This is a genomic window from Bradyrhizobium cosmicum (genome assembly GCF_007290395.2).
Taxonomy (GTDB): domain Bacteria; phylum Pseudomonadota; class Alphaproteobacteria; order Rhizobiales; family Xanthobacteraceae; genus Bradyrhizobium; species Bradyrhizobium cosmicum.
Genome location: NZ_CP041656.2, coordinates 3,824,238 through 3,847,375 on the forward strand (window position 1 = coordinate 3,824,238; position 23,138 = coordinate 3,847,375).

A 23,138-nucleotide genomic window follows, 5' to 3' on the forward strand; every position below is an offset into this window, starting at 1 on the left:
GAGGCCTCATGACCGACATACGCGAGATCCTTAGATCCCAGCCGCTGCGGATAGGCATTTCGACCCGTGCCCTCTTCAATCTCGAGGAGGAGCACGCCATGTTCGAGAGCCAAGGGGTCGAGGCTTACGCGAAGCTGCAGCTCGAGCGAGAAGACACCCTCATCGGGAAAGGACCCGGATACGAAGTCGTGGAGAGGCTTCTGCGGCTGAACGAGCCGGACCAAAAACCGTACGTCGAGGTCTTCCTTCTCTCGCGCAATTCACCCGATCTTTCCCTGCGGGCGTTCAACTCCATCGAGCATTACGGGCTCGGAATAAAGGCGGGCAGCTTCACCAGCGGCCGGTCGCTCGGCCCCTTCATCTCCGCCTGGGAGCTGGATCTCTTCTTGTCCAACGAAATCGCCGACGTGCAGGCGGCGATAGAAGCGGGAGCCGCCGCAGCGAAGCTGGGCACGGCTCCGGAGGCCCGCCAAGAGGATCCCAGCGACGAAGTTCGTATCGCTTTCGACGGCGACGCCGTCGTGTTCAGCGCGGAATCCGACGAACTCTTCAAGAATCAAGGACTGCAGGTCTTCCTGGCACACGAACGCGAGAACGCGAAAACGCCGATGTCCGGCGGACCGTTCGGCAACTTCCTGCGGAAGCTCTCAATCCTGCGGCAGATCTTCATGAACGACATAGGCGTCAGCAGAGTTCGGATCGCCATCGTCACGGCACGCAACGCGCCCGCCCATGCCCGCGTGGTGCACACCCTACGTGACTGGGGGACGCCGGCCGATGAAGCGCATTTCGTGGGCGTGCGCCCCAAGGGACCGATCCTGAAAGCCCTCGGCGCGCACATTTTCTTCGACGACCAGATAAAGCACGTCCTCGGCGCATCCGGAGTCGTGCCGTCAGGCCACGTCCCCGGCCCGCACAATCCCGATGAGCCGGTAATTCCGGCGGGTCTCTAGTGCCGTACCAATCGGCATCCGGAGGGGCGGCGTGCATCATCGATACCCCGCCTCCTTCAACGTTCCGTCCTAGCTTCGGCTTGCGGCTTACCGTGCGGCTTCGCTTGACGATAGCAACCGGCCGAGAGGCAGGCCCCGCGAACGCAAGGATGGACGAGGCGGATGTCTGAGGTGATCTATTACGTCGCTCTACCGTTCGTTTTCTCCGACGACGGCATGGCTGCCGGCGAGCCAGCGGAATGCCTGAGCGCCAACGCCGCCGTCATGCGGGCGGAGGCGCTGTCCCGGAAGCTCGGCCACGCCCGGGCCGTCGCGTTCTCCCGGACCGGAGACCCGTCCAGCGGTGACTTCAGGGACGCCAAGCTGATCCGGAAGTTCGCGAGGTGCCCGAGGGCCCGAGCGCCTCGCCGGTGTGCCGCGCCTCGATCATGTTGCCGAGGATAACCACCTCACCTATTCGCCACGTGATATCTTCGCCGTCCCTTGCCGAATTTCGTCCTGATGGCTCTTCAGCCATTCGTCGATCGCCTTTTCCGCCAGTTCGTATGCCGGCTGCTCCCTCGCGAGCGCTGCAAGCTTAAGCCGTCGGATTATGTTCGGGTACATATAAATCAAGAGTTGGCTCCGCTTGTCTGCTCTCGCCCGCGCCTTAGACGCCCTCTTTTTTGGCTCGCGCACCTCTTGGCCCTCCGCGGCCAGATAGCTGACCATCTAGACATTTCTAGCATCGTGGCGAGTCCGACGGAAGTACTGATTTTCGGAAAAACCCAAGATATCCACACCCCAATCAGCCTCTCCCGACCGGCCGCTCACCACCTAGATAGCTAACTATCTTGACTCTTAGATTGTCACCTGCTCTGTTTGGACGCGCGGACCGGGTGGAGGCCTGGCTTGATAGATCTCTCCCGGTACAATCGGAGACGATTTGTGACGCAGGCAAAACTGAGTTCTCGTCCCTCCCGCTCGATCGATCTGCTTTCGGCCGCCGGCCGCGCGCTCCTCGGTGACGGGAATGAATCGAACTGCCGGAGGCTGGCGGTCCAACTGCTGGTGGACCCGGGGGTCCGCTCCTTGAGCTTTGTCACCTCCCTCCCCCTCGCCGGCGAAGACGTCGACGTCCGGATGTTGGTAGCTGAGCACGACGATGGCCTAGTCGCGTATGACGTCGTGGACGAGCGCGATGACCGCGATATTGATACCGAGGGGCTGCTGCTGATTGCGCTTGATCAGCACCACATCACGCTACGCGCAATGGACGCCCTTTCGATCTGTGCCCAACCTATCGCCCGGCACTGCGAGCGCATTTGGGAACACCACGCGCTCAATGTCGGCCACGACCTCCGCGCGCGGATTGAACGGGTTCTTGAAAGAGAGCGCCTCAGCGCTCGCGAATTGGGTCATGCCGTCGGTGAACGAAACATCGTGCCGATTGTCTGCAATCTAATCTGCAAACGGGTTCTCTACTGCGACCTTTCGACCTCGCTGGATCTCGACGCTTGGGTGGCTCGTCGCTCGGATCGCGCGGTCGCAAGCTCCTTGAGGAGCCGCAAGACTGCGCAATTCATGAAACTGAAACTGGGAGGCACGACATGAGTACCTGGCAAGGACTGCTCATCAAGAAATATCCTACCCTTTTCGTCCGGCCTTTCAGGGGAGTGGCGTTCGCACCGGGATATCCCCGCTGCGCCCCGGGTTGGCAGGACATCGTGACGCGCCTTGTCGAACGAGTGGCAGCTGCAGCGCACGATGGCTCTGTCTACTTCACTCACATGGTCTGCGAGAATGGTGTATTGCGCACTCATTGGAGTAGCAGGTCCGAGATTCCGCAACGACAGGCTCTCAAGATCGAGGAAGCGATTGGTCTCGCCGAGGCCCGCTCCGCAAGCGCATGCATCGATTGCGGCGCTGAGGGCCGGTTGTTCGCCACCGACTTAGTACTCGCACCGCTCTGCAAACTTCACCAGCGTGGCACGCCCGTTCCGATCGTCGCCGGTCGCGACATCTTTCTCCGGCGAGGCGTCGTGAGGGAGCGCCCTGTTCTCCTCCGTTCCCGATACGATTGGGAGTCGGATGCCTTCCTCGATCTACCGACCTCGGCAAATCCGACGGCCAAGGCGCCTCTCGGATGATTATGCATCGTGCCGACCCGAAGAACGCGCAGAGAGTACTGAGCATGGCCATCAAAAAGAATAGCGAGCGCCTGCCCCGAGTGGGCCAGTTCGTATCCGTGAAGTGCGATGGATCTATCCCGATGCGGCATCCCTTGGTGAGGGACGCGCTGCTGCAAGCTGCGCTCAACCCGGCGGTCCGATCCATCGAATATCTGCCGGCCATTCCTCCCGCGCCTTCGACATGGGACGATTGCCGCTATTTTCTGGACATCGTTGAGGCCAGGCCGCGCCGTTCAATAGCTCAGCGTCTCATGATTGCGCAGGCCTTGCTCGATCTGGGGCTTCGTCCATTGGTTCGGACGGAGTCCGACGTCATGCGCGAGCCTCGCTGCACCAACGCCAGGACTGTTTTCGAGAACGCCGGCCGGCCCGTGGACGTCGGGCTGCGCTTGCAGATCTTGGGCGCGCTCACCGAAGACGGTGCGATGCCGCTCGGCGAGCTTCTGAGCCGCTTGCGGGGCCACCGAGATCCTGCTTCTGCGGTGATGTCTTTAGCTTGTAACGACCTGATCGAACTGGACCTTGATTCGACGCCACTGGGGCCGCGCACCCTGACGAGACTGCGCGAATGAGTTTCCGAGATCTGCGCCCATCGAAGTGGCTGAAATCCCGGAAAATCTCGAAATGCCTGCCACCGATAAACAATCCCCGACCGACGCGATCCTTGAAGTAGCGCTTAGCAAGGCGTTGACGCCGGCGCTGGAGCGCTCGCTCTCAGGTAAGGCTGCGCTGGCAATCATCTTGGTCGTTCCAACGGCTGCATGGGTCGCCCCGTGCAAAAAGTGCTGGGAACGTCGTTTCGGCACTCACTGGCATATCCTTGGCCGCGACGGAGCAAACCGCTCCGAACACAAATCTACGGTGGGAAATTCGACCGTATCCAACCGGCTCGCTGCGGGGCAACCGATAGTAGGTATTGCCACGTCGATCGACATTCTGCCCTCGACACTCACTGCAAGCGCAGATCACACGATTTACTTGACGACGCCGACCGGCGACGTCCTCCGCCAGGTCGTGGAACGGCATCTCGGACGTCCTGTTGCGGCCCCGGTGCCGGCGCTGGTGGGCACCGGATTGGACATCGACGACTTGGCCGCCGCCTTTCGTCCTCGATCAACGTCGCAGCAAATTTTCTCCCGTATCGAGCGAGCCACGAAACGGAGGATCGGCTCCGAAGGCGACGATCGATTGCCGTCGCTCGAGACCGCAGTCGAATACGGCGCAGCACGCCGATGGGCTCTGGACCTCGCGACCGGGCTGAAAGACGGTATTCCTTTAAGCCAATTGAGCCGTTCAGTCGTGCTGTATGGTGAAAGCGGAACCGGCAAGACGACCCTCGCAAAATTGGTCGCGAAGCACCTGAATCTTCCTCTCCTCGCTTTTTCCATCGCGGATCTCTTCGCCCGGTCGGATGGAGCGCTCGGCGGCGTCGTACAGGCGACCAACGCCATGTTCGAAATGATATCTACCCATAGTTGTGTTTTTCTGCTGGACGAGCTTGACGCGTTACCAGATCGGTCCACAATCTCTAGTAGAGGAAGGGACTGGTGGCTACCCGTTTTGACCAACTTCATGCTCAAGTTAGACGTTGCTTTTTCGCGCGGCGGAAGCGGCCGTGGCGAGGAGACAATCTTCATCGCCTGCACTAATTATCTCGATCGCATCGACTCGGCGCTCTTGCGCCCGGGCCGCTACGAAAAGGCGATCGAGATCCGGCGTCCTGATCTCGCCGGCACGATCAACATTCTCTCCCACTATCTGCCTGAGATCGAAAGCCGCGACCGTGCCGAGCTCGGACGACTTCTAGAGGGATCGACGGGCGCCGAACTGATGATGGTGACGCGCGATGCGAGACGGATCGCCCGCCGCGAGGACCGGTCGCTCCGCCCGGATGACGTCCGTGCGGTCGCCCTGCCCGACGATGCCATTCCACTGGCGCGCTTGCGCCGAATCTGCGTGCACGAGGCCGGGCACGCAGTCGGCATCCTGGTCCTGCGTTGCGCCACCCTGCGCGGCGTCGTCGTCCGGGCGCGGGATGGTGCGGCGGGACAGACAACGTCGGTCCAGGATGAGGGCGATCTTCCGACGAAACGCGACTTCGAGGCGCGCGTCGTCGCTACCTTGTGCGGTCGGGCTGCTGAGCGTTTGCTGGTGGGAGAAATTAGCGTCGGCAGCGGTCTCGATGAACAGAGTGACATGGCGATCGCCACGCGGATGATCGCATCGCTTCACGCGTCGGGTTTGGGAGACGATCTCGCTTTTACGTCGGATCACCACCGCGTCCTCCGGGCCGTTTCGCGCGACAAGTCGCTGCGCCGGCAGGTCGAGGCGGATCTCGTCCGCTTGGAAAAGCAAGCTGAGCGGCTAGTCAAACGCAATCGACGTGCAATCATGGCGATTGCCGACGCGCTTGCGGAGACCCGGTACCTTTCAGGAGAAGCGGTCGGGCAGATCTTCGAGAGCATCAAGCGGCCGGACCGATCGAAAGCCATGATTAAGGTTCGAGGTGGTCATGACTAGTGTGGCGGAGACCCGTTTGCCCTTCGGTCCAGCAAGCAACCGCTGGCTCTCTTCTCTGAGAACAGACGGCAAATCGCCGTTGACGATCGATTGTTACTCCCGTGATCTTCGGGATGTTGCGGCAGCACTGCAGGTCAGAGACACCCGTCAGCTTGCGAAGGTCGATCAAACCGCTCTCGACAAGATGGCACACGATTGGACGTGCGCCGGGGTTTCTCCGGCGACGCGGTACCGCCGGTTATGCGCCTTGCGTTCGTTCGCGCGCTTCCTGACCGCTTCGGTGGGCATCTCATGCGGAGGGATTCTGGCGGCCCAGTTGCCGTCGGTCGAGCGCCTACCCCGCCCGATTCCGTCGGATGGTCAGATGGATGACCTGTTGTCGTGGTGCAGCATCGCGGAAGGCGATTGGGAATCACTTCGGGACGATGCGATCAACCTCTTGATGAACGATGCCGGCCTATCGGCCGCCGAAGCGGTAGCACTCGATCTCGGAGACATCGGCAAATCCGCGGTAAACGTCCGGTCGACAACTTTTACCCCGCGCACCGTCGCGATCACGGATCGGGTAAAATCCGCCCTGGAACAATATCGTTCGACGGTTCTGTATCCTTTGGCGCTGAACGGCCCCCTCTTTGTCAACCGGAGTGGCACACGCATCTCGGTCCGGACGGTGCAAGTACGCTTTCGCGACCGTGTCCGGTTGCTTGGTATCGTCGGAGTTATCGGACCAAGCTCTCTGAGATGCCGCTGCGGTACCAAGCTTGCAGCGCAATCCGGATCGTCCGACATCGTCGCGTCGGTGCTGGGCCTACATCCGCTCAGTACCCACCGGCTCTTCAATCGGTCGGGGGGAACAGAGATTTGACGAACCGATTGAAAGCGTCGAGCCGCTTGACTCCAAGCAGGTCTGCCACGTCCTCCAAGGTAGCGCCGGCTCGGATGAGATCCCGGACACAGGCTCTCCTGATGGTGGTCGGGGTGGCGGTCGGCGATATGCCGAGGATCCGCGATCTGCGCCTGATCTCCGACGATGCGACGTCGACGAAGCGCTTCTTGTCAGAGGGGAACATCAATCCCGCCTCGGGTATCGGTCGGCAAAGTCTCTCATACGTGCGGAGCCGATCACTAGACCAGCCCAGCACAGGGACCTGCCGTGCCGCTTGTCCTTCAAGCCTGAGTACCCATTGGCCGACCTTCGGCCGGTCAGCATCCTTCCAGCGCACTTTGGCAAGCTCGGAGGGCATTGCTCCGACTGAATATATCAACGCAACGATGGCGTTCCACATCGCCGCTTCCCGGTCATCCTCGGGCTCGAAAGACGCCAGTGCCTCGCAATCCGCCGAGCTGGGTAGAATACGCATGGCTCGACGTTCTCAGAGTCGCGTAAATGGTTCGTTTCGCCCCGAATTCGCAATCGAACACGCGTGTCTTGGTCGCTCCTACAACCGTGGCGAGTCAGGAATCGCAGAGCCAACCACAACCAGGAGTGATGGTTGGGCAGCAACTCGCCGCTGGATTCACTGGCCAAATTTGTTGACGCATCTATGCCGGCCAACGCGAATTTCAGCCACGAGGGAGCGAATTCCAACAACAGATTCAAACAGTTGCGAACGAGTGCAAGCTTGGCGATACTAGCCATCGCCACACGTGGAGAACAAACTATGCGCTAAACGCAGAGCAGCCGGCTTAAGGTTCCAAGGCCCTAAGCCAGCTGCTGCATAATAAGTCGCCGGCCGCGGTAGACGCCGAGGCCAACATTTATCGAGAGCGCAGTTCTCAACGGCCGGAGATTCGCATACGCGGATTCCGGACGCAAGCCGATTTTTGGCCGCGTGCTGCTCTCTTGATCGGACGCCTTCATGGCGGATTTCGACTGGAGATAGCCGGCATGCTCGGCATCATGGGACACAAATTCGGGCCGCCGGACGTCGGATCGCTCATCCCGAAGCGACTGATCGAAGAAGCGGGTGGGCTGGAAAATTTCCGTACTTGCGCGTGCGGCGAAGGATTGAAGATCCACCGCCGGATCGACGACGAGCGGGTACGCCGTCCGGTGAACGGACGGCGCGGTTTCGAGACGGTCCGACTTACCAGTACGAAGAACGACGCGCGCGACATCCACTGCGAGTCGAAGGGCGAATTTCCCCTGTACTGCCTCCTCGAGATGCACGCCTCGATCGAGCTCTATCGCGACCAGCTCGATGTGGTCGAGATTCATGACGAGCTTGGCAGGACGTGGGCCTGCCCTGACGCGTTCGCGATCCTCGGCCGCGATCAACAGCCGATCTGGATCGAAGGCAAATATGCGACGCGACTTGTCCGCGGGCCCAATAACCGCAAGGAAGTCAAACACGGGATCAATCCCAAAGTGGAGAGCAAGCTCGCCAGACTGCAACGCGCGTTCTCTCGCGTGGGCCTTTCCTACGTTGCGTTGAACCAGAGCTTCTGTCGTTCGAAGACGGTCGCGGACAACGTGAATCGGGCCTTTTGGCAACGCGGAAAAGTTCCTACGCCGAACGAGATCGCGCACCTCAAGGAATTGCTCGCATCCGGTCCGTTGCCCGTCGGCGATTGCCTGGCAGCGTTTTCTGAACGCGCGTTCCCGACCGATTGGCTCTTCGCGGCGATCGCCCGCGGCTACGCCGAATATGATCTCCGCAATCCATACTCGCTCGACAGCAAAGTTGAGCTCCCGACCGGCCGTCCCTTCTGGATCGAAGATCCTGCCTCGGAAGACCATATGGAGCGCGCAGGATGCTAGTCACACGCCCCCCTGAAGAAGACCCGTCCCTTGTCGGACCGCCGGTGCTTCCGCTTCACTCCAAAGTGACGATCGCCGGCGCGCGCTATCAGCTTGTAGAGGTGACCGGCAAGCAAATGGTCTTTCGTCGGCATGACCACATGCACACGCTACCGATGTATTGGAACCAATACTGCTGGTATTGGAAACATCATGAACTGACTGTCGAGCGGAAGGTACTGAAGTCGGCGAACAAGCTGCGCCTCGCCAATACTCCGTTCGAATTTTTCGATCTCAAAACGCAACAATTCATCGAGCGTAAGCACTATTATTGCGTCGAGTTGGACGCCGCGCTGCAGTTGGCGCAGAGCGCCAGGATGGCAGGGCTCGAGTTGCCTCCCGGGGCCGTTCGCTGTTTGTCGAAAGAAGACATAAAAGATTGGCTGAAGGACCTTAATCCCTATCAAAACGGAAGCAAGAAGCCTTCCCGCGGGCAAGTCATGCGGGACTACGCCCTCTGGGTCGCGTCCGGGCGCAACAAGTGTGTTTTGGCTCACGGCAACAAGGGCTCGTCGCGAAAATCGATTTTCGACGAGATCCTCGTCGATATCATCAACGACGTGATCGAGACCTATTGGGGACCGAATCCAAATCTCTCGCTCGAGAACATCCAGGCGAAGATCGCGGACGAAGTCGGGTTGCGCTTCGCCGATGGCGAACTGGAAGTCGAGACGATACCTTCCTTGGCGACCATCGCGCGCTACCAGAAGAAGTTGAACAACTATCTACTCGTCGAGCTCCGCGAGGGTATCTATGAGGCGGACCGGCAGCATCAGCCCAAGGGCAAGGTCCTTATCCCAGATTTCCCGCACAGTCGCTGGGAGGTCGACCACAGCCTTCTCCCAATCCGAGTTGCGTTCGAATTCAAGGACGAGAACGGAGAGACGAAGAGGATCATCGTCGGCAAGGTGTGGATCACAGTCATCATCGACGCCGCGACGAGGTTCGTTCTCGCCGCGGTTCTTGGCATCGACGGACCGAACAGCCTCCGGACGATGAAGGCCCTCAAGATGGCCATGTCGCCGAAATTCGAACTATTCGCAGAGCTCGGCATCGAAAACGCCTGCGATGTCTCGATGATCCCCGTCATGCTAGTCATGGATAATGGCAAGGATTTCCATTCGAAGGATGTGTCTGCACTCCTTTCGGATCTGCTGATCACCCAACAGTTCGCGGGTGTCTACCGAGGCGACCACAAGCCGTTTGTCGAGCGATTCTTCCGGACACTAAAGGCGTACTTGCGGAAGATCCGTGGTGCGGAAGCCAAAGACGCCGCCAGCAAAAAAGGACCAAAGACGAAAGAAAGCAATCCCGCGAAGCCCCTGACCCTGAAGGAGCTCGAGCACTTCATCTGGCACTTCATCATGGACGTCTACCACATCCGGCCGCATGCCGGCCTTCGCCGCCAGACGCCTCTGATGGCCATGACATCCGGACTTCGTCGGCTCGACGCAGAACGATCACGCGGCTATTCCCCGCCGCTGCGGTTCTTCAGCGACTATACCGCTCTCGAATGGAAGTTGATGTTTTCGATCCGGCGGACGCTAACATACTACAGGACGAAGGGCGTTCGCTTCGAGAACTTGTTCTACAACGGCGGACTCGATGCCGTCGAGGACGGCACCAAACTGCCGAGCAGGTTCGATTTCGAGGATCTGGGCCAAGCCCTCGTTTATCACCCTGGCCGCAATGAATATGTCTTCGTCGACTGCACGGATACGACCTACGCGACCGGCCTCGATGTGACCATCCATCGCAAGGTTTGGGCCCACATCGTCGATCACGAAAGTAAGCAGGCGTTGCTGGAGAAGCGGAAGCCGAAGCCAACTCTCGCTCGGTATCAGGCGAACGAACATGCCCTTCTATGTCAACTCTTCGAGATCACCGGTCATGCTAAAGCGTCTTCGCGGTCCTTGCGGGACGGCGTCGTCGTGTTGGGTCGCAACCTCGACCTGGCCACGGCCGTCGCCAGACAGGAAGCCCGCGCATGGCATAGTGGCGTCAAGCCGCCAAGCGCCCTCATCGATCTCGTGAAGGGCGACAGCGGGTATTGGGAAGTCGACCCCAAGGCTCCAACGCCCGCCCAGAAACGCGGCGAATACGATTACGTTACGCTTCCTCCGGCGGAAGAGGAATTGGTCGACCAAACTATCGATCCTTCAGCGGACTTCGACCCGCGGGCCACAACATGATCTCGAAACCCGCGCACCTTCCAGCTCTTGCGGCACCACCGCCATTGACGAAAGCCGACTTAATCCTTCTGCCTATTGAGGATCGCCTCGCATCGATCGATGGGCACTTTTTCTATACCCCAGATGTCGGCAAAGCCGTCAGATCGATGAAGCATGTTCTCTACGAACGCACCACGTCTGGCCTGCACACCAATATCGTGATGCACGGTCCGGAAGGCTCCGGAAAGACCTCGCTCGCTGAACATTTTCTGTCACAAAACCCTCCAATTCCGGCCGATCCGATTTCTCGCCAGCCCGTGCTGTTCAGCAAGTTCTCGCGGACGGCGAGCGCAAGAGATCTGGCGCATGCCGTGCTCGCAAGTGGCGGTTGGCCGCAAGTTCGCAACAGCAACAGCGATGAACTGGCATGGGTTCAGATCAAGCTCTTCCTGGAAAAAGTTCAGGCCCGTCTCCTAATCTTGAATCACGCGGATCGCCTGATCCGCGGGGACACTCTTTCCGAAAAGGGCTTGGATCTTCTGGAGGATCTTCTCGACATCGCGCCCTGTCCTATCATGATCATCGGACAAGATGGGTTCGGTGATGTCATCGAGAAATGCTACCGCCTGGCGGGACGATTTCCCCTACATCTTCCGATATCGCGGATGCCTTGCGGCAAGGATTGGCTCGAGACCTGTAATCTGCTGAATGAAAAGCTGCCCTTTCGGACGACTGAAATCCTGACGGGCGAAATGCCCGAGCGATTGCAAATCGCAGCGGCTGGCGGCACGCCCGACTTGATGCGTCTGACCCAGTCGGCGTCCAGAATCGCGATATTCGGCGAGAGGTCGCTTGAACTTACACGCCGCCACTATCTCGAAGCGTTCGCGTGTCGGCCCGGGCGGGGCCCGAACCCATTCGACATGATTCCTCTGGAAAAGCTTCGCGTCGCAAAACAGTCGACGACCGCCGTTCCGAGCCGTGCAGACGTCCTTTGGGCAAACAACCGGAACACTTCGTCATGACGGCACGAAGGACCAGGTTTGCACCATTGCCGGGAGAGTCCCTGCCTTCACTTCTGATGCGGGCGGCGAGTACGATGACGCCCTTCCCACAAAACGTCGTGCACGATCTCCTCGGCCACCCGGAACATTTGGCATCGGCGGCAACCCGCGTTGATCGCGTGGAGGAGCTCGCGGAGTACCTCAACGTACTATCCAGCGAACTCATCCCTACGATGCTTGTCCCTGACGACAATCGACCCGGTCACGTGCGTCTTGGCGACTTCGTATTTCGCTGCGATCAGGTCCGCCAAACGCCGGTCCGATTGGCATTCGATATGCTCCGCAACGACAACCTTCCCTATCACCGCCTCGTCTGGGTGGTTCGTGCTCTCCACAAAGATCCCGACACCGGCGCACCTCTCGAAGATCGGTGTGCGTTCTGTTTGGCGCACTTCGCTTGGTCTGCCGCTGTCGCGCTCGCGCGATGTCACGGCTGCGGCGGAGAGGCGGATCGGATGCCGGCGAAGTCAATTGTTCCCGGTGATGCCAAGGCCGATTTTTGCGCGCAGCTTTTGTCGTCCTCGGTCCGGCGGCGCAGCGACTTTCGCCGTACTTTGCCAGACGGCATGGCAACTTGGCCGGAAGCCGACCTGCTGGAAATGGCCGACGCGCTCGGCGATCTCGGCCCATCGACCGCGGGCCCGTCGGCCGCTTTGAATGCCCTTTACCTAGGACAAGCTGCGATGGTCACGCACGTCGCGGGCCGTCTGCGCGAAATGCGCCGTGAAGCACCCCGTATCTCCGGGTTAGTAGCGTTCGCAAACCTCACTGTCCGCATCAACCGCCTTCGATCGCACCGAGTTCGGGGACGCCTCGCGCTGGTCTTGGAGGCTCTATGACACCGACGTCGGAATATCTAGTTCAGTTAATAGCTGGTGCTGTGGAGACTACGATCAGCCGTGCTGAAGCGTACAACGTTGCCATCGTGCTTCCTTGGCTCTCAAAGTTTCTTGCCAGCATCGAAAAGAATTTCATTACCGCCGATGTTTCAGATCTGACCGCCTTTTGTCAGCAGCGCGCACAGACTCGAAGCGAACGCTCAATGGATCGACTCATCGGGAACCTCCGGGTTGCGTTTCACATGCTTGTCAACGAGGGATTTCGCACCGACAATCCCGCGCTGCTCCTTCCGTTCTCGGCGAACACCGCGATTCCGCCGAAATATTCGATAAAGCGAGCGGAAATCGAAGCTTTGATTTCGTGGCAGACTCGCCGACTTCAGCAAGGGCAGGAATCAGGACTTCCCATCGAACTTCGCGGTCTTGTTCTGATTTGTCTCCTTGCCGCCGGAATTACCGTGGCCGAATTGGTGCGGCTTGATATCACGGACCAATCGGGTAACGGCGTAACAGCCGGGCGCAACGGCTCGCGCGAGCGGTTGATCCACCTAGATGAATTGGCATCAGGGGCGTTGTCGAAGTGGCTCGAATATCGAGGAAGCATTCCGGTCGGTGGCGGAGCGATGTTTCCAACCTTCCATCCACCGTGGACTCGCCTTGGGGTGAAGTCCATCTCGCGAACCGTCGCACGGCTAATCGAAGCTGCAGGGCCCTGTTACTCCCACCTTACGCCTGGAACGCTGTACAGAAGCATGTACGCAGCAATCGTCGAAGATGGACACGGGTGGAATTTGGCGATCGGCGCGGGAGGTCGCAAATCCGTACCACACGTTGCCCGGCCCGCTCCGTCTATCGAGAAGCTTGCGCTGATGGTCGAGCGATTTCATCCGCTCGGGTCGCTGACCTCAAGAGTTTCTAATTCGCAAAGCGAGGAATAGGCGATGACCAACTTGAAGCAGGATGAACTATCGGAAACTCGGCTCCCCCTAAGGTTCGAAAGTGCTGACCCGATCCTACGACAGCATCGTCCGCTGACCTGGGTCCCTGAGAAGCTTTCGGACCCCTGACTCCGCCCGCTCCGCACCATTCCTAGCAATCAGCTTCAGGAGCATAAGGTGAAGAAATCGCATGCAAAGGTCGACACGATCTGGTGCGCCGACATTGTCACATCGGGAGGTTCGACGGAACTACTGATCGTTAATGAAAAGGGCGGTCGAACTATCGTTCGAACGCCCGTAGATGTCACTGACGCGAGTTCGGGAAGCGAGGCACTAAAGGAGGCATTTGAACGCGTTGGCACTTCTCTCGAGATCCGCACGGATGCGGCCTTATTTTTCACCGGCACTGCGTTAAGGGCCCTCCTGACTGCACGGGGTGTCGTGCACAACGTCGTGGTCGGCCGCAACTTGGCTGAAAGGCGGGCAAAGTCCTAAATCCCCACTCTTTTGTCGAACTCGAACAGAGCCGGCACTTGGTGCCGGCTCTTTTTTAGGGTCGTACGCAGACTCGGAATTCGCGCAGGTCTGCCGGCGGCAGACTCGGAATTCGAGATCCCCAGACTCAAAAAACGGGAGACGAGGGTCGTTGATTTTGCTTGATATTTTAGCTCCGGTGGACTCAATTAGCGTGAGAAGCTTCAGGTTGCGCGGAACGTTCTCTCCCCTAGTTCCAGTTTTGCCGGATACGATTGGAGTTACTTGCGAGGCATCGGCCTGCTTGAGGCTTCCGGCGGCGCAGCGGACACCGCAAAGGTCACCCAGGTGCTCCAGGTCGAAGCCCGGTTCTCCACCTCGATATCCTTGTAGCCTTTGATGTTGAGATAGCCTTGATAGCCGTCCGACATCGGAATGACGAAGCCGACCTGAGGTCCGATCCCTATCGCGCGCCCTCGGAATCCGCCGAGCTTGGCGCCCGGGCCGGTGTCGTCGGTGAGCTGCTGGTAGAAGTAGCCGGCAACGCCGATCTGGAAGTTCTTGCTCAGGAACTGCGAGGCCGCCCAGTCGACGTGAAAGTCGATGCCGTTCTGATATTGCAGGTATGGGTTCATCAGATTGTAGGTGACGCCGGCGACCGCCGAGAATTCGTGCCCGCTCTTGGGGTCGAAATACGTGTACCCTGCCCCGACGTCCCATGCGACGAACCCCAGATTGAGATTGGCGAGTCGGTTCGGGTCGTAGGTGCCGCTGGGAATGTTGCTGGTGATGTAGACCATCTCGCTGTGGACGCCCTGGTTCCACTTGAGCGCGCCTTGATAGTAAACGTCCGACAGCGTTGTCCGGTTGTCGGTCAGGGCTCCGGTGATGGCGTTCCCGCGCGGTCCTGTCAGCGTCGCATCCACCCCGAGACCGACGTTGCCGGGAGCGGTGACGATCCCGAAAGATGCCTGGCCGCCGAGGACGGGCGTCGGAGAGACGTAGGTAATGCCAAGCGCGAGGGCGTCGCCATGCGCGTTCAAGCCGGCGACGACCGTGCCGCGGGCGCCGTTGCTGGTGACGAAGTTCTGCGAGGCCCCCGCATTGGCCTGCAGGTGGAGATAGATCGACGCGTAGGCCCAGCCGGGCACGGTCGGCGTCGCGGCAAGGCTGCCGAATATGCCGGGCAGCCAAAATCCAACACCGCCCGCGTCGGCGAAAGCCGGCGTGGGCATTGAGGCGACCGCCAACCCGAGCAGTCCGAGCGCCCTATAGGAGACCTTGCAGATCATCTTGCTCTCCTGTTCAGAACGGGACGACGTAGTTCAGGATCGCGATCTGCCGCAGCAGCACGCGTCGGATGATATGGCTGACCTTGACGTGGTCGGTGAAAACGGCGGCAGTGCCCGTGGCACCGGCCGGCAGCCGCGCCGCGAGCTCGTTATCGTCGAGACCGACGTTGACCACGAAGGGAACGGTCGCGATCCCCTTTGGGGTCGCTGCCTGGCCGGAGACCTGGGTCTGACCCGTGGAGACGGCCTGCAGCACGCTTTCGACCTTGCCCGTCGCGATTCGGCCCGGAGCGAATTTGAACGCGATTTCCACCGCCTGCCCTGGCGCGACATAGCGGGCGGCGATCTGGTCGATCTCGACCGCGACATGGGTCGCGGAGGTGTCGATGAAGGCCATCACGGGCGCTGCCGAAAGGTTTCCGACGCGGGCCCCCTTCCGAAGCGCCACGTTGGTGACGTAACCGTCGGCGGGCGCCCGCACGACGGTCTTGTCGAAATTCCATTGGGCGTTCTGAAGCTGGGCCTTGAGCTGGTCGACCTCCGACTGCCGCTGCTCGACGTCAAAGCCGCGGCCCGCGTCCCGTTCGTACAGCGACGTCATCTGGGTCAGGCGCGTGCTCGACAGCTTGAGCTGGGCCTCGATCGCCTTCACCTGAGCGTCGTAGGGCGTGGGGTCGATCTTGAACAGGATATCGCCCTGCTTCAAAGGAGCGTTCGGCCGAACCGGCACGTCGACGACCTCGCCGGCGACGTCCGGAACGATCGAGACGGCGTTGCGGTAGACCAGAGCCGTGCCCTGAGGTGCCCCCCACCCCATCGGAATGAACAGTCCGATGTTCAGAAGAAGCAGCACGATCAGAGGCGAGGCCTTCCAGAACGTGTTGAGGCGGATCGCGCCGACCCAGACCAAAGTGAACAGCAGCGCCAGATAGAGCGCCATGAGGGCGATCATCATGGCCGGGGCTCCACTGTGCGCTTCGCCGGGACGTCGACGTAGGCCCAGATCATTGCGACCGGCCACAGCACGAAGCCGAAGATCAGCGTGATCCAGCCGGCCATCCCCACCGCCTCGGCCCAGGGGTGTCCACGCCGGCGGGCCACGTGACCCGGCAGCGCGCCCATCAGCCAGACCACCAGCACGATCACCGCGAGCACGATGATCAACACGATCCAGGCGAAGATATCGAGACCGGTCATGGATTCACCGGCTCCGCCTGCGGAAACTTCCAGCCTCCTTCGAGAATTGTGGCCCGCGGCCGATAGAGCCGGACCATGTAGTTCCAGCCCTTCATGATCGGCAGGCAGTTCGGCACCTTGCCGTCGCAACCGCCGAAGCGAATCGTCGTCGAGCTATCCTGGTTCTTCTTCGCGGTGATGCCATTCAGCGTGTAGGCGTCGAAGGCATTCTTCTGGTAATAGCCTTCCGCGTTGTAGAGACTGATCGACCAGAACCCGTCGACGGGAACATCCACAACCGTCAGCTTGTACTCGGTTGTCCCGTCGTTCTTGTCAGGGACGACGTTGAGGTAGATTGCATCGCGTGGCGCGTTCGCACCCCACGCGGAGGCGGCGCCGATCAGGTACTGGACCGGATCGACTTCATCCCTGGTGCCGAAGGCGCGCCGCGTATCGGTCACCGTGCTCGCCAGGACGAGCAGGGCCTCGCGGACCTTCTTCTGGCTCGCCTTGTCCCAATCCGGAATCTCGAATTTCCCCGGTCCTCCCGGTTGCGATACTTCGATCGCGTCCTGCAGCGCGTGGACTCGCTTGATGTCCTCCGGATCGTTCGGGTCGATCAGCGTGCGAACGCCGGCCAGCGCGTAGCGCGTGCCGATCTTGGCGTTGTCCAGCGTGTGTGGTCCCGATCCGTATTCCGTCGTCGTTTACTGGTCTTCGCTGATGATCTGCAGCGACATGAAGCGCCCTGCTGCCTCGGGCAACCTGACCGTCGCTGGCCCGGCATCAAGATCGAAGACGCGCGTCGAGTACAGCGTGTCGCGGTTGCCGCGGATCACGGTCTGACGGTCGACGGGCAGAAGTTCGCGGATGTGATGCCAACCGCCGAAGCCCCCTCCGTTTACGGAGTTGCCAAAGTAAAGGTCTGTCTCCGCCCGCACGAAATTGTCGACCGTAACAGGAATGGCCTTTTGTGCGAGTGCCGGCGCTGAAATCATCCACGTGATCAGGAGAGCAGCGCCCGCGTCTTTCGCCATGAAGATCACGTTCGTCATTGTTCCGCAATCCTCTCGATATCCGGCAGACGCCAGCTCTTCTCGAAAAGAGCCTTTTGCGGGCCGTAGAAGCGGAAGATGATTTCCCATCCTCTACCGGCCTTCGTCGGCACCCAGTTGGACTCCTTGCCGTCGGGAGCCTTCGGGCCGAAGAAGATGTCGGCCGAGCCGTCGGGGTTGGTCTGCAGACCCGGCGTGTTCGAGCCCCGGCTTGACCACTTCGTGCCCCTGATCAGGCCGTGCGTCTCGCGATCGTAGACGGTGCCTGACCAGTAGAGAGAGACCGGCGCGTTGGCCGGCACCGTCAGCCGGTAGGTGCTTCCGCCGTCGAGTGCCCTGCTCTCCTTGTCCCGGATCGTGACGAGATAGAATTGGCCAGTGCCGAGATGCTTCACGCTCGAGAACGCGAACGAGTAAAACGCGGCGCGGTCGTCGACCGGGTAGACGTTCGGCTTGGCGAAGAGATTCGCCAGCCCCTCGGTGACGTCGTGCGCAACCGGCAGCGCCCATTGTCCGTTCTCATAGAAAGACGGTTTGAAGAGACCTTCGTACCGGGCATCGAGCCATCCATGTGCGTCTCGGGCCGCCTCCTCGAGCATCTTCTGCGCTTGAGGGCCGGGATCGAATGGCTTGCCCTTCTCGATGCCGATCGACTTGATCTGATCGATCATGGCTTTGTCGCGTTCGAGCCACGGCTCGCGCTGAATGAAGCGGTCGAGCGACTGGAAAAAGCGGATGTCGTAGGGGATCGTGCTGTCGTAGGTGACGTCGACCACGTCGATCAAGGCCGTCGGCGGCGGAGCGGCCGCCTGGGACAGCGGGTAGAGTTTTATCTGCTTCGCGTAGGTCACCGCTTTCGCGACATCGGCCTCGCTGCCGCTGCCAACGTTGGAGCGCAGCAGCGCGTAGCTCTTGTTCGTGTCAGACGCGAGGGGGATGTAGCCGTCGGGGGTCTTCTCGGCGTAGCCCGGTGGGAGGATGAGGTACTTTCCGCCCCTGCCCTTGTCCGCTCCCGCCGGTCCTACGTCATCGAGCGCGGCTTGCCAGGCATCCATGATCGTTCCGGTGATCTCGCCTCCGCTCGCCGGCGGGATTTCGAGCACCATCGGACCTGTGCCCTTCGTGTCGACGAAAGGCATCAAGTAGATCGTGCTGGGATTGGGCGTGAGCGTCTGATTTTTCCAATCCGGAATTCGCGACCAGAATACGATCTGGTTGTCCCTGGCTCCGGCCTTCAACGCGGCTTGCAGCATCAGCTCGAAGTTGACGGCGGGCATGCCCCAGATCACGGCCTGGATGGCGCGGCTGCGCACGAGGCTGTCGTCGGCAGAGGGGGCTTGCGCGAAGGCGGTGCTCGAAGGGCAGAGTAGTGAGAGCGTGACAAGCAGTTCTTTTCTCATGGTGAAACTCTTCAAGGCTTCTCACGAAAGATGGTCTTCCAATCCTGTTTCATATCCACGATGGTCCAGCCCTTCGCCCTGGCTTCGTCCCAGGCCTTGTCAAGCTTGCCGACCTTCGATTGCCGGTCGTAGGCGTATTCGCGCACCTCGTCAGTGTGATGCACGAGGCCGGCAAAGCGCGCGCCTGATCCCGCCATGGTCCATTGCAGCATCTGATGATCGCCGTCGGAGTTGCCGAAGGCGAGGATCGGGCGGCGACCGATCATCATATTGATGCCGGAGGGCTTGCCCGGGCCATCGTCGATGAACTGCACCTTGGCAGTCTTCAGCAGCGACGGTTTTCCCGCGGCATCGAGCTGGTATTGCGTGACGCCGGAGGAGCCGACGACTTGCTCAGGCGGAATCCCGTAGGCCTTCTCGGCCCACACCCGCATGAACTCGACGCCGCCACCTGATACGATGAAGGTCTTGAAGCCACTGACGCGCAGATACGCCAATAGCTCGACCATCGGCTGGTAGACGAGCTCGTTGTAGGGGCGGTTGAAGCGCGGATGCCGTGCGGTCGAAAACCAGTCGGCAACGGATTTTGAGAACTCATCCGTGGGTATGCCGCTATGCGCGGCGGTCACCAGCGTCAGCAGGGCCTGCTCGCCCTGTTCGGCCAGCGCTGTCCTGTCGCCGGCGAGAAACGACTTGAATGGTTCCTGCTGCTTCCATTCGGGGTGTTTTGGCGCCATTGCCTTGACGCTGTCGAGCGCGAAGGCGGCTTGGAAATATTCAGGCTGCTCGCACCACAACGTGCCGTCATTGTCGAACACGGCGGTGCGCTCTGGCACGGGCACGAAGTCCGGGTTGCCTTCGCGCGTGACCCGCCCGACAAAATCGACAATGGCCTGCCTTGCGGAACCGCTATTCCACGACGGCAACGGATCGACCTGAGCGACCGTCGCCGAAACAGGCAGAAGCACGGCCAGCAGCCCAGCGAGCGTGAAGCGGCGAGTGAAATTCATGGACTAGCTCCTCGATGCCGAGGGACAGCCGGTCCGCCGACCGTCCGACGTCCAATGCTAATGTGCGGGCTCCAGGCTCCTCTGCATCTTTTCGATAAGCTGATCGATAGAGAAACTCGACGGCCGCTGGCTCGGGGGGTATTCCTTGAAGGTCGCGAGAAAAGGTCCGACGATGGCCTGTGACGCCAGGAAAGGCGCGGGATTCGAAGTAAACCAGTCGTAGTAGGAGTTCGACGTCAGGTCGGCGCGTTCGTAGGGATCGGAGCGCAGGTCGAACATCTTCGGTACCCGCAGCTTTGTGAACGGCTCAGCCCATATCCGCAGCGTACCGCTGGCGCGCTGCTCTTCGAATACGATTTTCCAGTTTTCGTAGCGCATGGCTACCAGGTCGCCGTCGTCGTTGAAGTAGACGAACTCCTTGCGTGCGCTGTTCGCCTGCTGACCCGTGAGATACGGAAGCTGATTGTATCCGTCGAGGTGCACCTTGAACGTCTTGCCACCGACCTGATGCCCCTTGAGCAGCTTGCTCTTGATCTCGGGATCGCCAGCTGCGGCAAGGAGCGTCGGCAGCCAATCCAAGCCGCTCACGATGTCATTCGATATCGAGCCGGGCTGAATTCGACCCGGCCAGCGGATCATGCACGGGACGCGGAATGCGCCCTCCCAGTTGGTGTTCTTCTCGCTGCGGAAAGGGGTGGTTCCGGCATCGGGCCAGGAGTTCTGATGAGGGCCGTTGTCCGTCGTGTAGAGGACGATGGTGTCGTTCGCGATGCCGAGATCGTCGAGTGCCTTCAGGACGGCTCCGACGGTCACATCCGTTTCGATCATGCCGTCGGCGTATTCGGTTCTGGATGTCAGACCCGGCTGGTCGCGATGCGAATCTCGCACGTGTGTACGGAAGTGCATGCGGGTCGTATTGAACCAGCAGAAGAAGGGCGTGTTCGCCCGCGCCTGCCGCTGCATGAAATCGATCGCGGCCGCCGACGTTTCGTCGTCGATGATCTCCATCCGCTTTTTGGTGAGGGGGCCGGTATCTTCGATGGTCTGCTTACCGACTCGGCCCCAGCGCGGGTGCTCGGTCGGATCGTCCCGGTCGGTCGCCTTGCAGCGCAGAACGCCGCGCGGACCGAGCGTGTCGCGGAAGCGCGTGTCGCGCGGATACGTGCGCGATTCCGGATCTTCTTCGGCGTTAAGGTGGTAGAGGTTGCCGAAGAACTCGTCGAAACCGTGCACAGTCGGAAGATATTCGTTCCTGTCTCCGAGATGGTTCTTGCCGAACTGGCCGGTGGCATAGCCCATTGGCTTGAGCAGTTCGGCGATGGTGGCGTCGTTGTCTTGCAGACCGACTGATGCACCGGGCATACCGACCTTCGACAGCCCGGTGCGAAGCGTGCACTGGCCGGTAATGAACGATGAGCGCCCCGCCGTGCAGCTCTGCTCCGCATAATAGTCGGTGAACATCATGCCTTCCTTGGCGATCCGGTCGATGTTGGGCGTGCGATAGCCCATCAGTCCGAAGGAATAGGCGCTGATGTTGGTCTGGCCGATGTCATCTCCGAAGATGACCAGGATGTTAGGCCTGCGACTGGACGGAGCGGGACCCGCGGCCGGAGTGCCTGGCGTTGCCGGTTGGACCTGTGCGAATGCATCGGTGGCCATCGTGGCCGCAACTAGCGCCGTCCCGCTCAAGAGAACGCTGCGACGGTCGGGCAGCGGCAGACTCTTCCTGGTCATCGTTCACTCCCATTTCTAACGACGCATCTGAAGCCGACGTGACTGGTTGAAGTATCGATAGGCTCCGCATGGCGCGCCGCAGGCCTGTAGCGACGGCAGTAGTTGGGCGCGCAAAGATGCGAGCCTCCCTTCAAAACTTTCCTTGGGATCCTGATGTGAGGCTGAGAGCAATCGAAGCTGGCGCTCTCGGGACCTCCGCGCGGATTTTGCGGAATGCAACAAGGCTTCTGCGCATCGGCTTCATGCCGGGCCGACCACCAGTCGGCAGTCCATTCCCAGACGTTGCCGATCATATCGTGGACGCCGTATCCGTTGGGCGGGAAGGCCTTCACCGGCGAGGTGCGTTCGAATCCGTCCTCGCAGCGGTTCTCCAGCGGGAAGATGCCCTGCCAGGTGTTGGCCATGTGCCGGCCGCCTGGATTGAGTGTGTTGCCCCAGGCGAAATCTTCGCCATCGAGCCCACCGCGCGCCGCGAATTCCCACTCCGCTTCGGTCGGCAAATCCTTGCCGGCCCAAGTCGCGTAAGCCAGCGCGTCACTGTGGGACACGTGGACCACCGGATGGTCATCCAGATCCTTGATGTTGCTCTTGGGTCCATAGGGCCGACGCCAAGTGGCCCCCTTCATGAATGTCCACCACTGGCTCCAGTCGCAGAGATCGGCCACCCGGGAGGGCGGCGAGAACACCAGCGACCCCGCATAGATCATCTCCGGACGAGCGCCGGGATATTCCCTCGGATCCGGAACGATCTGCGCCGTCGTGACATGACCGGTCGCGTTACGAATGCCTTGAACTGCCGGTTGGTCACCGGCGTGCGATCGATCCAGAAGCCGTCCACGGCGGCGCGGTGACTCGGAGCTTCTTCGGGATAGTGATCGTCGGACCCCATTCGGAACGTGCCGCCGGAAATCCAGACCATGTCGTCGGTCGACGCCTCACCTTGACGACTATGATCGATCTCTGCCTGCAACATGATGGCGCCCGATCCGCTGCGCGGCTACTGGCAGTAATCCCAGAAGCCTTGGGTGCGGGACGGATCGGTGTAGTACCAGCACATCCCCGGCGCAGGCGCGGCACCTGCCCACGCAGCCGCAGTCGCGGCGGTCACAAAGCCGATCGCCGCGCCTGCGGCGATCGCGCCGCCGGCTGGCCAGCGATACCAGCCGGGACGAGCCCAGCGCACGCCACCACCGTGATAGCCGGGACGGACCACTGTCGTTCGACGCACCGCAACATTGCCCCGCGGTCCAACCACCGCGGTGCGGCCGCGGTAGGCTGCGCCTCGGGGGCCGACGACAGCACGTCCGCCACGGGCTACGGCACGCACCTCGACCAAGGGCGGTGACACGACAGGCGCCTGGACGACTGTTGCGGGAGGAAGCGGCGCCGCCGCGATTGGTTCGAGCGTTAAAGCCGCCAGCGAAATGGTGATGAGCGGGATCGAGATCGACCGACAGACAGCGCTGCCAAACATGTCACGCATGCTTACAATTCCCTCCGGGAACGCCCTCCCCGGGCCGAACTAGCGTCCTTTGACGCGC

The 23,138-nt window shown here is 60.7% G+C and carries 20 protein-coding genes and 2 pseudogenes; 11 read left to right on the forward strand and 11 right to left on the reverse strand.

From position 1 onward, the window contains the following. The first annotated feature begins 8 nt into the window (after positions 1 to 8). Both FNV92_RS18410 and FNV92_RS18415 read left to right on the forward strand, forming a co-directional pair. A complete protein-coding gene (locus FNV92_RS18410) occupies positions 9 to 953 on the forward strand; it encodes a 5'-nucleotidase (RefSeq protein WP_143845262.1) in 945 nt (314 codons plus the stop codon). Positions 954 to 1,115: 162 nt separating this feature from the next. After that, a complete protein-coding gene (locus FNV92_RS18415) occupies positions 1,116 to 1,397 on the forward strand; it encodes a hypothetical protein (protein ID WP_244623675.1) in 282 nt (93 codons plus the stop codon). A gap of 9 nt (positions 1,398 to 1,406) precedes the next feature. Here the strand turns inward: FNV92_RS18415 and FNV92_RS18420 are convergent, their stop codons facing one another. Further along, the gene (locus tag FNV92_RS18420; RefSeq protein WP_244623674.1) at positions 1,407 to 1,664 is read right to left on the reverse strand and encodes a hypothetical protein; all 258 of its coding nucleotides are present in this window, start codon (positions 1,662 to 1,664) and stop codon (positions 1,407 to 1,409) included. A 216-nt stretch (positions 1,665 to 1,880) separates the two neighbouring features. On the opposite strand from FNV92_RS18420, the gene FNV92_RS18425 reads away from it, so the two are divergent. From FNV92_RS18425 to FNV92_RS18440, 4 genes are all read left to right on the forward strand, one after another. Continuing rightward, positions 1,881 to 2,546, forward strand: coding sequence for a hypothetical protein (locus tag FNV92_RS18425; protein ID WP_143845260.1), 666 nt, complete (start codon positions 1,881 to 1,883; stop codon positions 2,544 to 2,546). A gap of 580 nt (positions 2,547 to 3,126) precedes the next feature. Continuing rightward, positions 3,127 to 3,696 (forward strand): hypothetical protein, encoded by a 570-nt coding sequence (locus FNV92_RS18430; protein ID WP_143845258.1) that lies wholly within the window; start codon positions 3,127 to 3,129, stop codon positions 3,694 to 3,696. A gap of 52 nt (positions 3,697 to 3,748) precedes the next feature. Beyond that, the gene (locus FNV92_RS18435) at positions 3,749 to 5,644 is read left to right on the forward strand and encodes an AAA family ATPase (RefSeq protein ID WP_143845257.1); all 1,896 of its coding nucleotides are present in this window, start codon (positions 3,749 to 3,751) and stop codon (positions 5,642 to 5,644) included. Further along, positions 5,637 to 6,509, forward strand: a complete 873-nt coding sequence (locus FNV92_RS18440; RefSeq protein ID WP_143845255.1) for a tyrosine-type recombinase/integrase — start codon at positions 5,637 to 5,639, stop codon at positions 6,507 to 6,509. The genes FNV92_RS18435 and FNV92_RS18440 overlap by 8 nt, the downstream gene beginning before the upstream one ends. Here the strand turns inward: FNV92_RS18440 and FNV92_RS18445 are convergent. After that, a complete protein-coding gene (locus FNV92_RS18445; RefSeq protein ID WP_143845253.1) occupies positions 6,481 to 7,005 on the reverse strand; it encodes a tyrosine-type recombinase/integrase in 525 nt (174 codons plus the stop codon). The two genes, FNV92_RS18440 and FNV92_RS18445, sit on opposite strands and share 29 nt — an antisense overlap. Positions 7,006 to 7,532: 527 nt before the next feature. Between FNV92_RS18445 and FNV92_RS18450 the strand changes: the two genes are divergently transcribed. The 5 genes from FNV92_RS18450 to FNV92_RS18470 all read left to right on the forward strand — a co-directional run bounded on the left by FNV92_RS18450 (position 7,533) and on the right by FNV92_RS18470 (position 13,456). Continuing rightward, positions 7,533 to 8,405 carry a hypothetical protein gene (locus FNV92_RS18450; RefSeq protein ID WP_143845252.1) on the forward strand — a complete coding sequence of 291 codons (873 nt, stop codon included), beginning with the start codon at positions 7,533 to 7,535 and terminating at the stop codon, positions 8,403 to 8,405. Next, positions 8,399 to 10,636 carry a DDE-type integrase/transposase/recombinase gene (locus FNV92_RS18455; protein ID WP_143845250.1) on the forward strand — a complete coding sequence of 746 codons (2,238 nt, stop codon included), beginning with the start codon at positions 8,399 to 8,401 and terminating at the stop codon, positions 10,634 to 10,636. The genes FNV92_RS18450 and FNV92_RS18455 overlap by 7 nt, the downstream gene beginning before the upstream one ends. Beyond that, positions 10,633 to 11,640: a TniB family NTP-binding protein gene (locus FNV92_RS18460; RefSeq protein ID WP_143845248.1), complete on the forward strand. Its 1,008-nt coding sequence runs from the start codon at positions 10,633 to 10,635 to the stop codon at positions 11,638 to 11,640. Before FNV92_RS18455 ends, FNV92_RS18460 begins: the two co-directional genes overlap by 4 nt. A gap of 74 nt (positions 11,641 to 11,714) precedes the next feature. Next, positions 11,715 to 12,518 (forward strand): hypothetical protein, encoded by an 804-nt coding sequence (locus tag FNV92_RS18465; RefSeq protein ID WP_143845247.1) that lies wholly within the window; start codon positions 11,715 to 11,717, stop codon positions 12,516 to 12,518. Next, on the forward strand, positions 12,515 to 13,456 hold the full coding sequence (locus FNV92_RS18470; RefSeq protein WP_143845245.1) for a site-specific integrase: 942 nt from the start codon (positions 12,515 to 12,517) through the stop codon (positions 13,454 to 13,456). Before FNV92_RS18465 ends, FNV92_RS18470 begins: the two co-directional genes overlap by 4 nt. 755 nt (positions 13,457 to 14,211) lie before the next feature. Here the strand turns inward: FNV92_RS18470 and FNV92_RS18475 are convergent. The 9 genes and pseudogenes from FNV92_RS18475 to FNV92_RS18515 all read right to left on the reverse strand — a co-directional run bounded on the left by FNV92_RS18475 (position 14,212) and on the right by FNV92_RS18515 (position 23,080). After that, positions 14,212 to 15,222, reverse strand: a complete 1,011-nt coding sequence (locus FNV92_RS18475) for a SphA family protein (RefSeq protein WP_143845243.1) — start codon at positions 15,220 to 15,222, stop codon at positions 14,212 to 14,214. 13 nt (positions 15,223 to 15,235) lie between these two features. After that, positions 15,236 to 16,177 (reverse strand): HlyD family secretion protein, encoded by a 942-nt coding sequence (locus FNV92_RS18480; protein WP_143845241.1) that lies wholly within the window; start codon positions 16,175 to 16,177, stop codon positions 15,236 to 15,238. Next, positions 16,174 to 16,419, reverse strand: coding sequence for a DUF3302 domain-containing protein (locus FNV92_RS18485; protein ID WP_015686125.1), 246 nt, complete (start codon positions 16,417 to 16,419; stop codon positions 16,174 to 16,176). The genes FNV92_RS18480 and FNV92_RS18485 overlap by 4 nt, the downstream gene beginning before the upstream one ends. Next, a pseudogene (locus FNV92_RS18490) lies at positions 16,416 to 17,453 on the reverse strand (DUF1254 domain-containing protein). Before FNV92_RS18490 ends, FNV92_RS18485 begins: the two are co-directional and overlap by 4 nt. Continuing rightward, positions 17,450 to 18,853, reverse strand: a complete 1,404-nt coding sequence (locus tag FNV92_RS18495; protein WP_143845239.1) for a DUF1254 domain-containing protein — start codon at positions 18,851 to 18,853, stop codon at positions 17,450 to 17,452. Before FNV92_RS18495 ends, FNV92_RS18490 begins: the two are co-directional and overlap by 4 nt. A gap of 11 nt (positions 18,854 to 18,864) precedes the next feature. Next, complete coding sequence (locus FNV92_RS18500; RefSeq protein WP_143845237.1) at positions 18,865 to 19,863, reverse strand: HAD family hydrolase; 999 nt, start codon at positions 19,861 to 19,863, stop codon at positions 18,865 to 18,867. A 57-nt stretch (positions 19,864 to 19,920) separates the two neighbouring features. Beyond that, a complete protein-coding gene (locus tag FNV92_RS18505; RefSeq protein WP_143845236.1) occupies positions 19,921 to 21,597 on the reverse strand; it encodes an arylsulfatase in 1,677 nt (558 codons plus the stop codon). Further along, positions 21,594 to 22,570, reverse strand: a pseudogene (locus FNV92_RS18510) (formylglycine-generating enzyme family protein). The gene FNV92_RS18505 and the pseudogene FNV92_RS18510 overlap by 4 nt, the downstream one beginning before the upstream one ends. 24 nt (positions 22,571 to 22,594) lie before the next feature. Further along, positions 22,595 to 23,080 carry a hypothetical protein gene (locus FNV92_RS18515; protein WP_416377730.1) on the reverse strand — a complete coding sequence of 162 codons (486 nt, stop codon included), beginning with the start codon at positions 23,078 to 23,080 and terminating at the stop codon, positions 22,595 to 22,597. Positions 23,081 to 23,138: the final 58 nt, after the last annotated feature.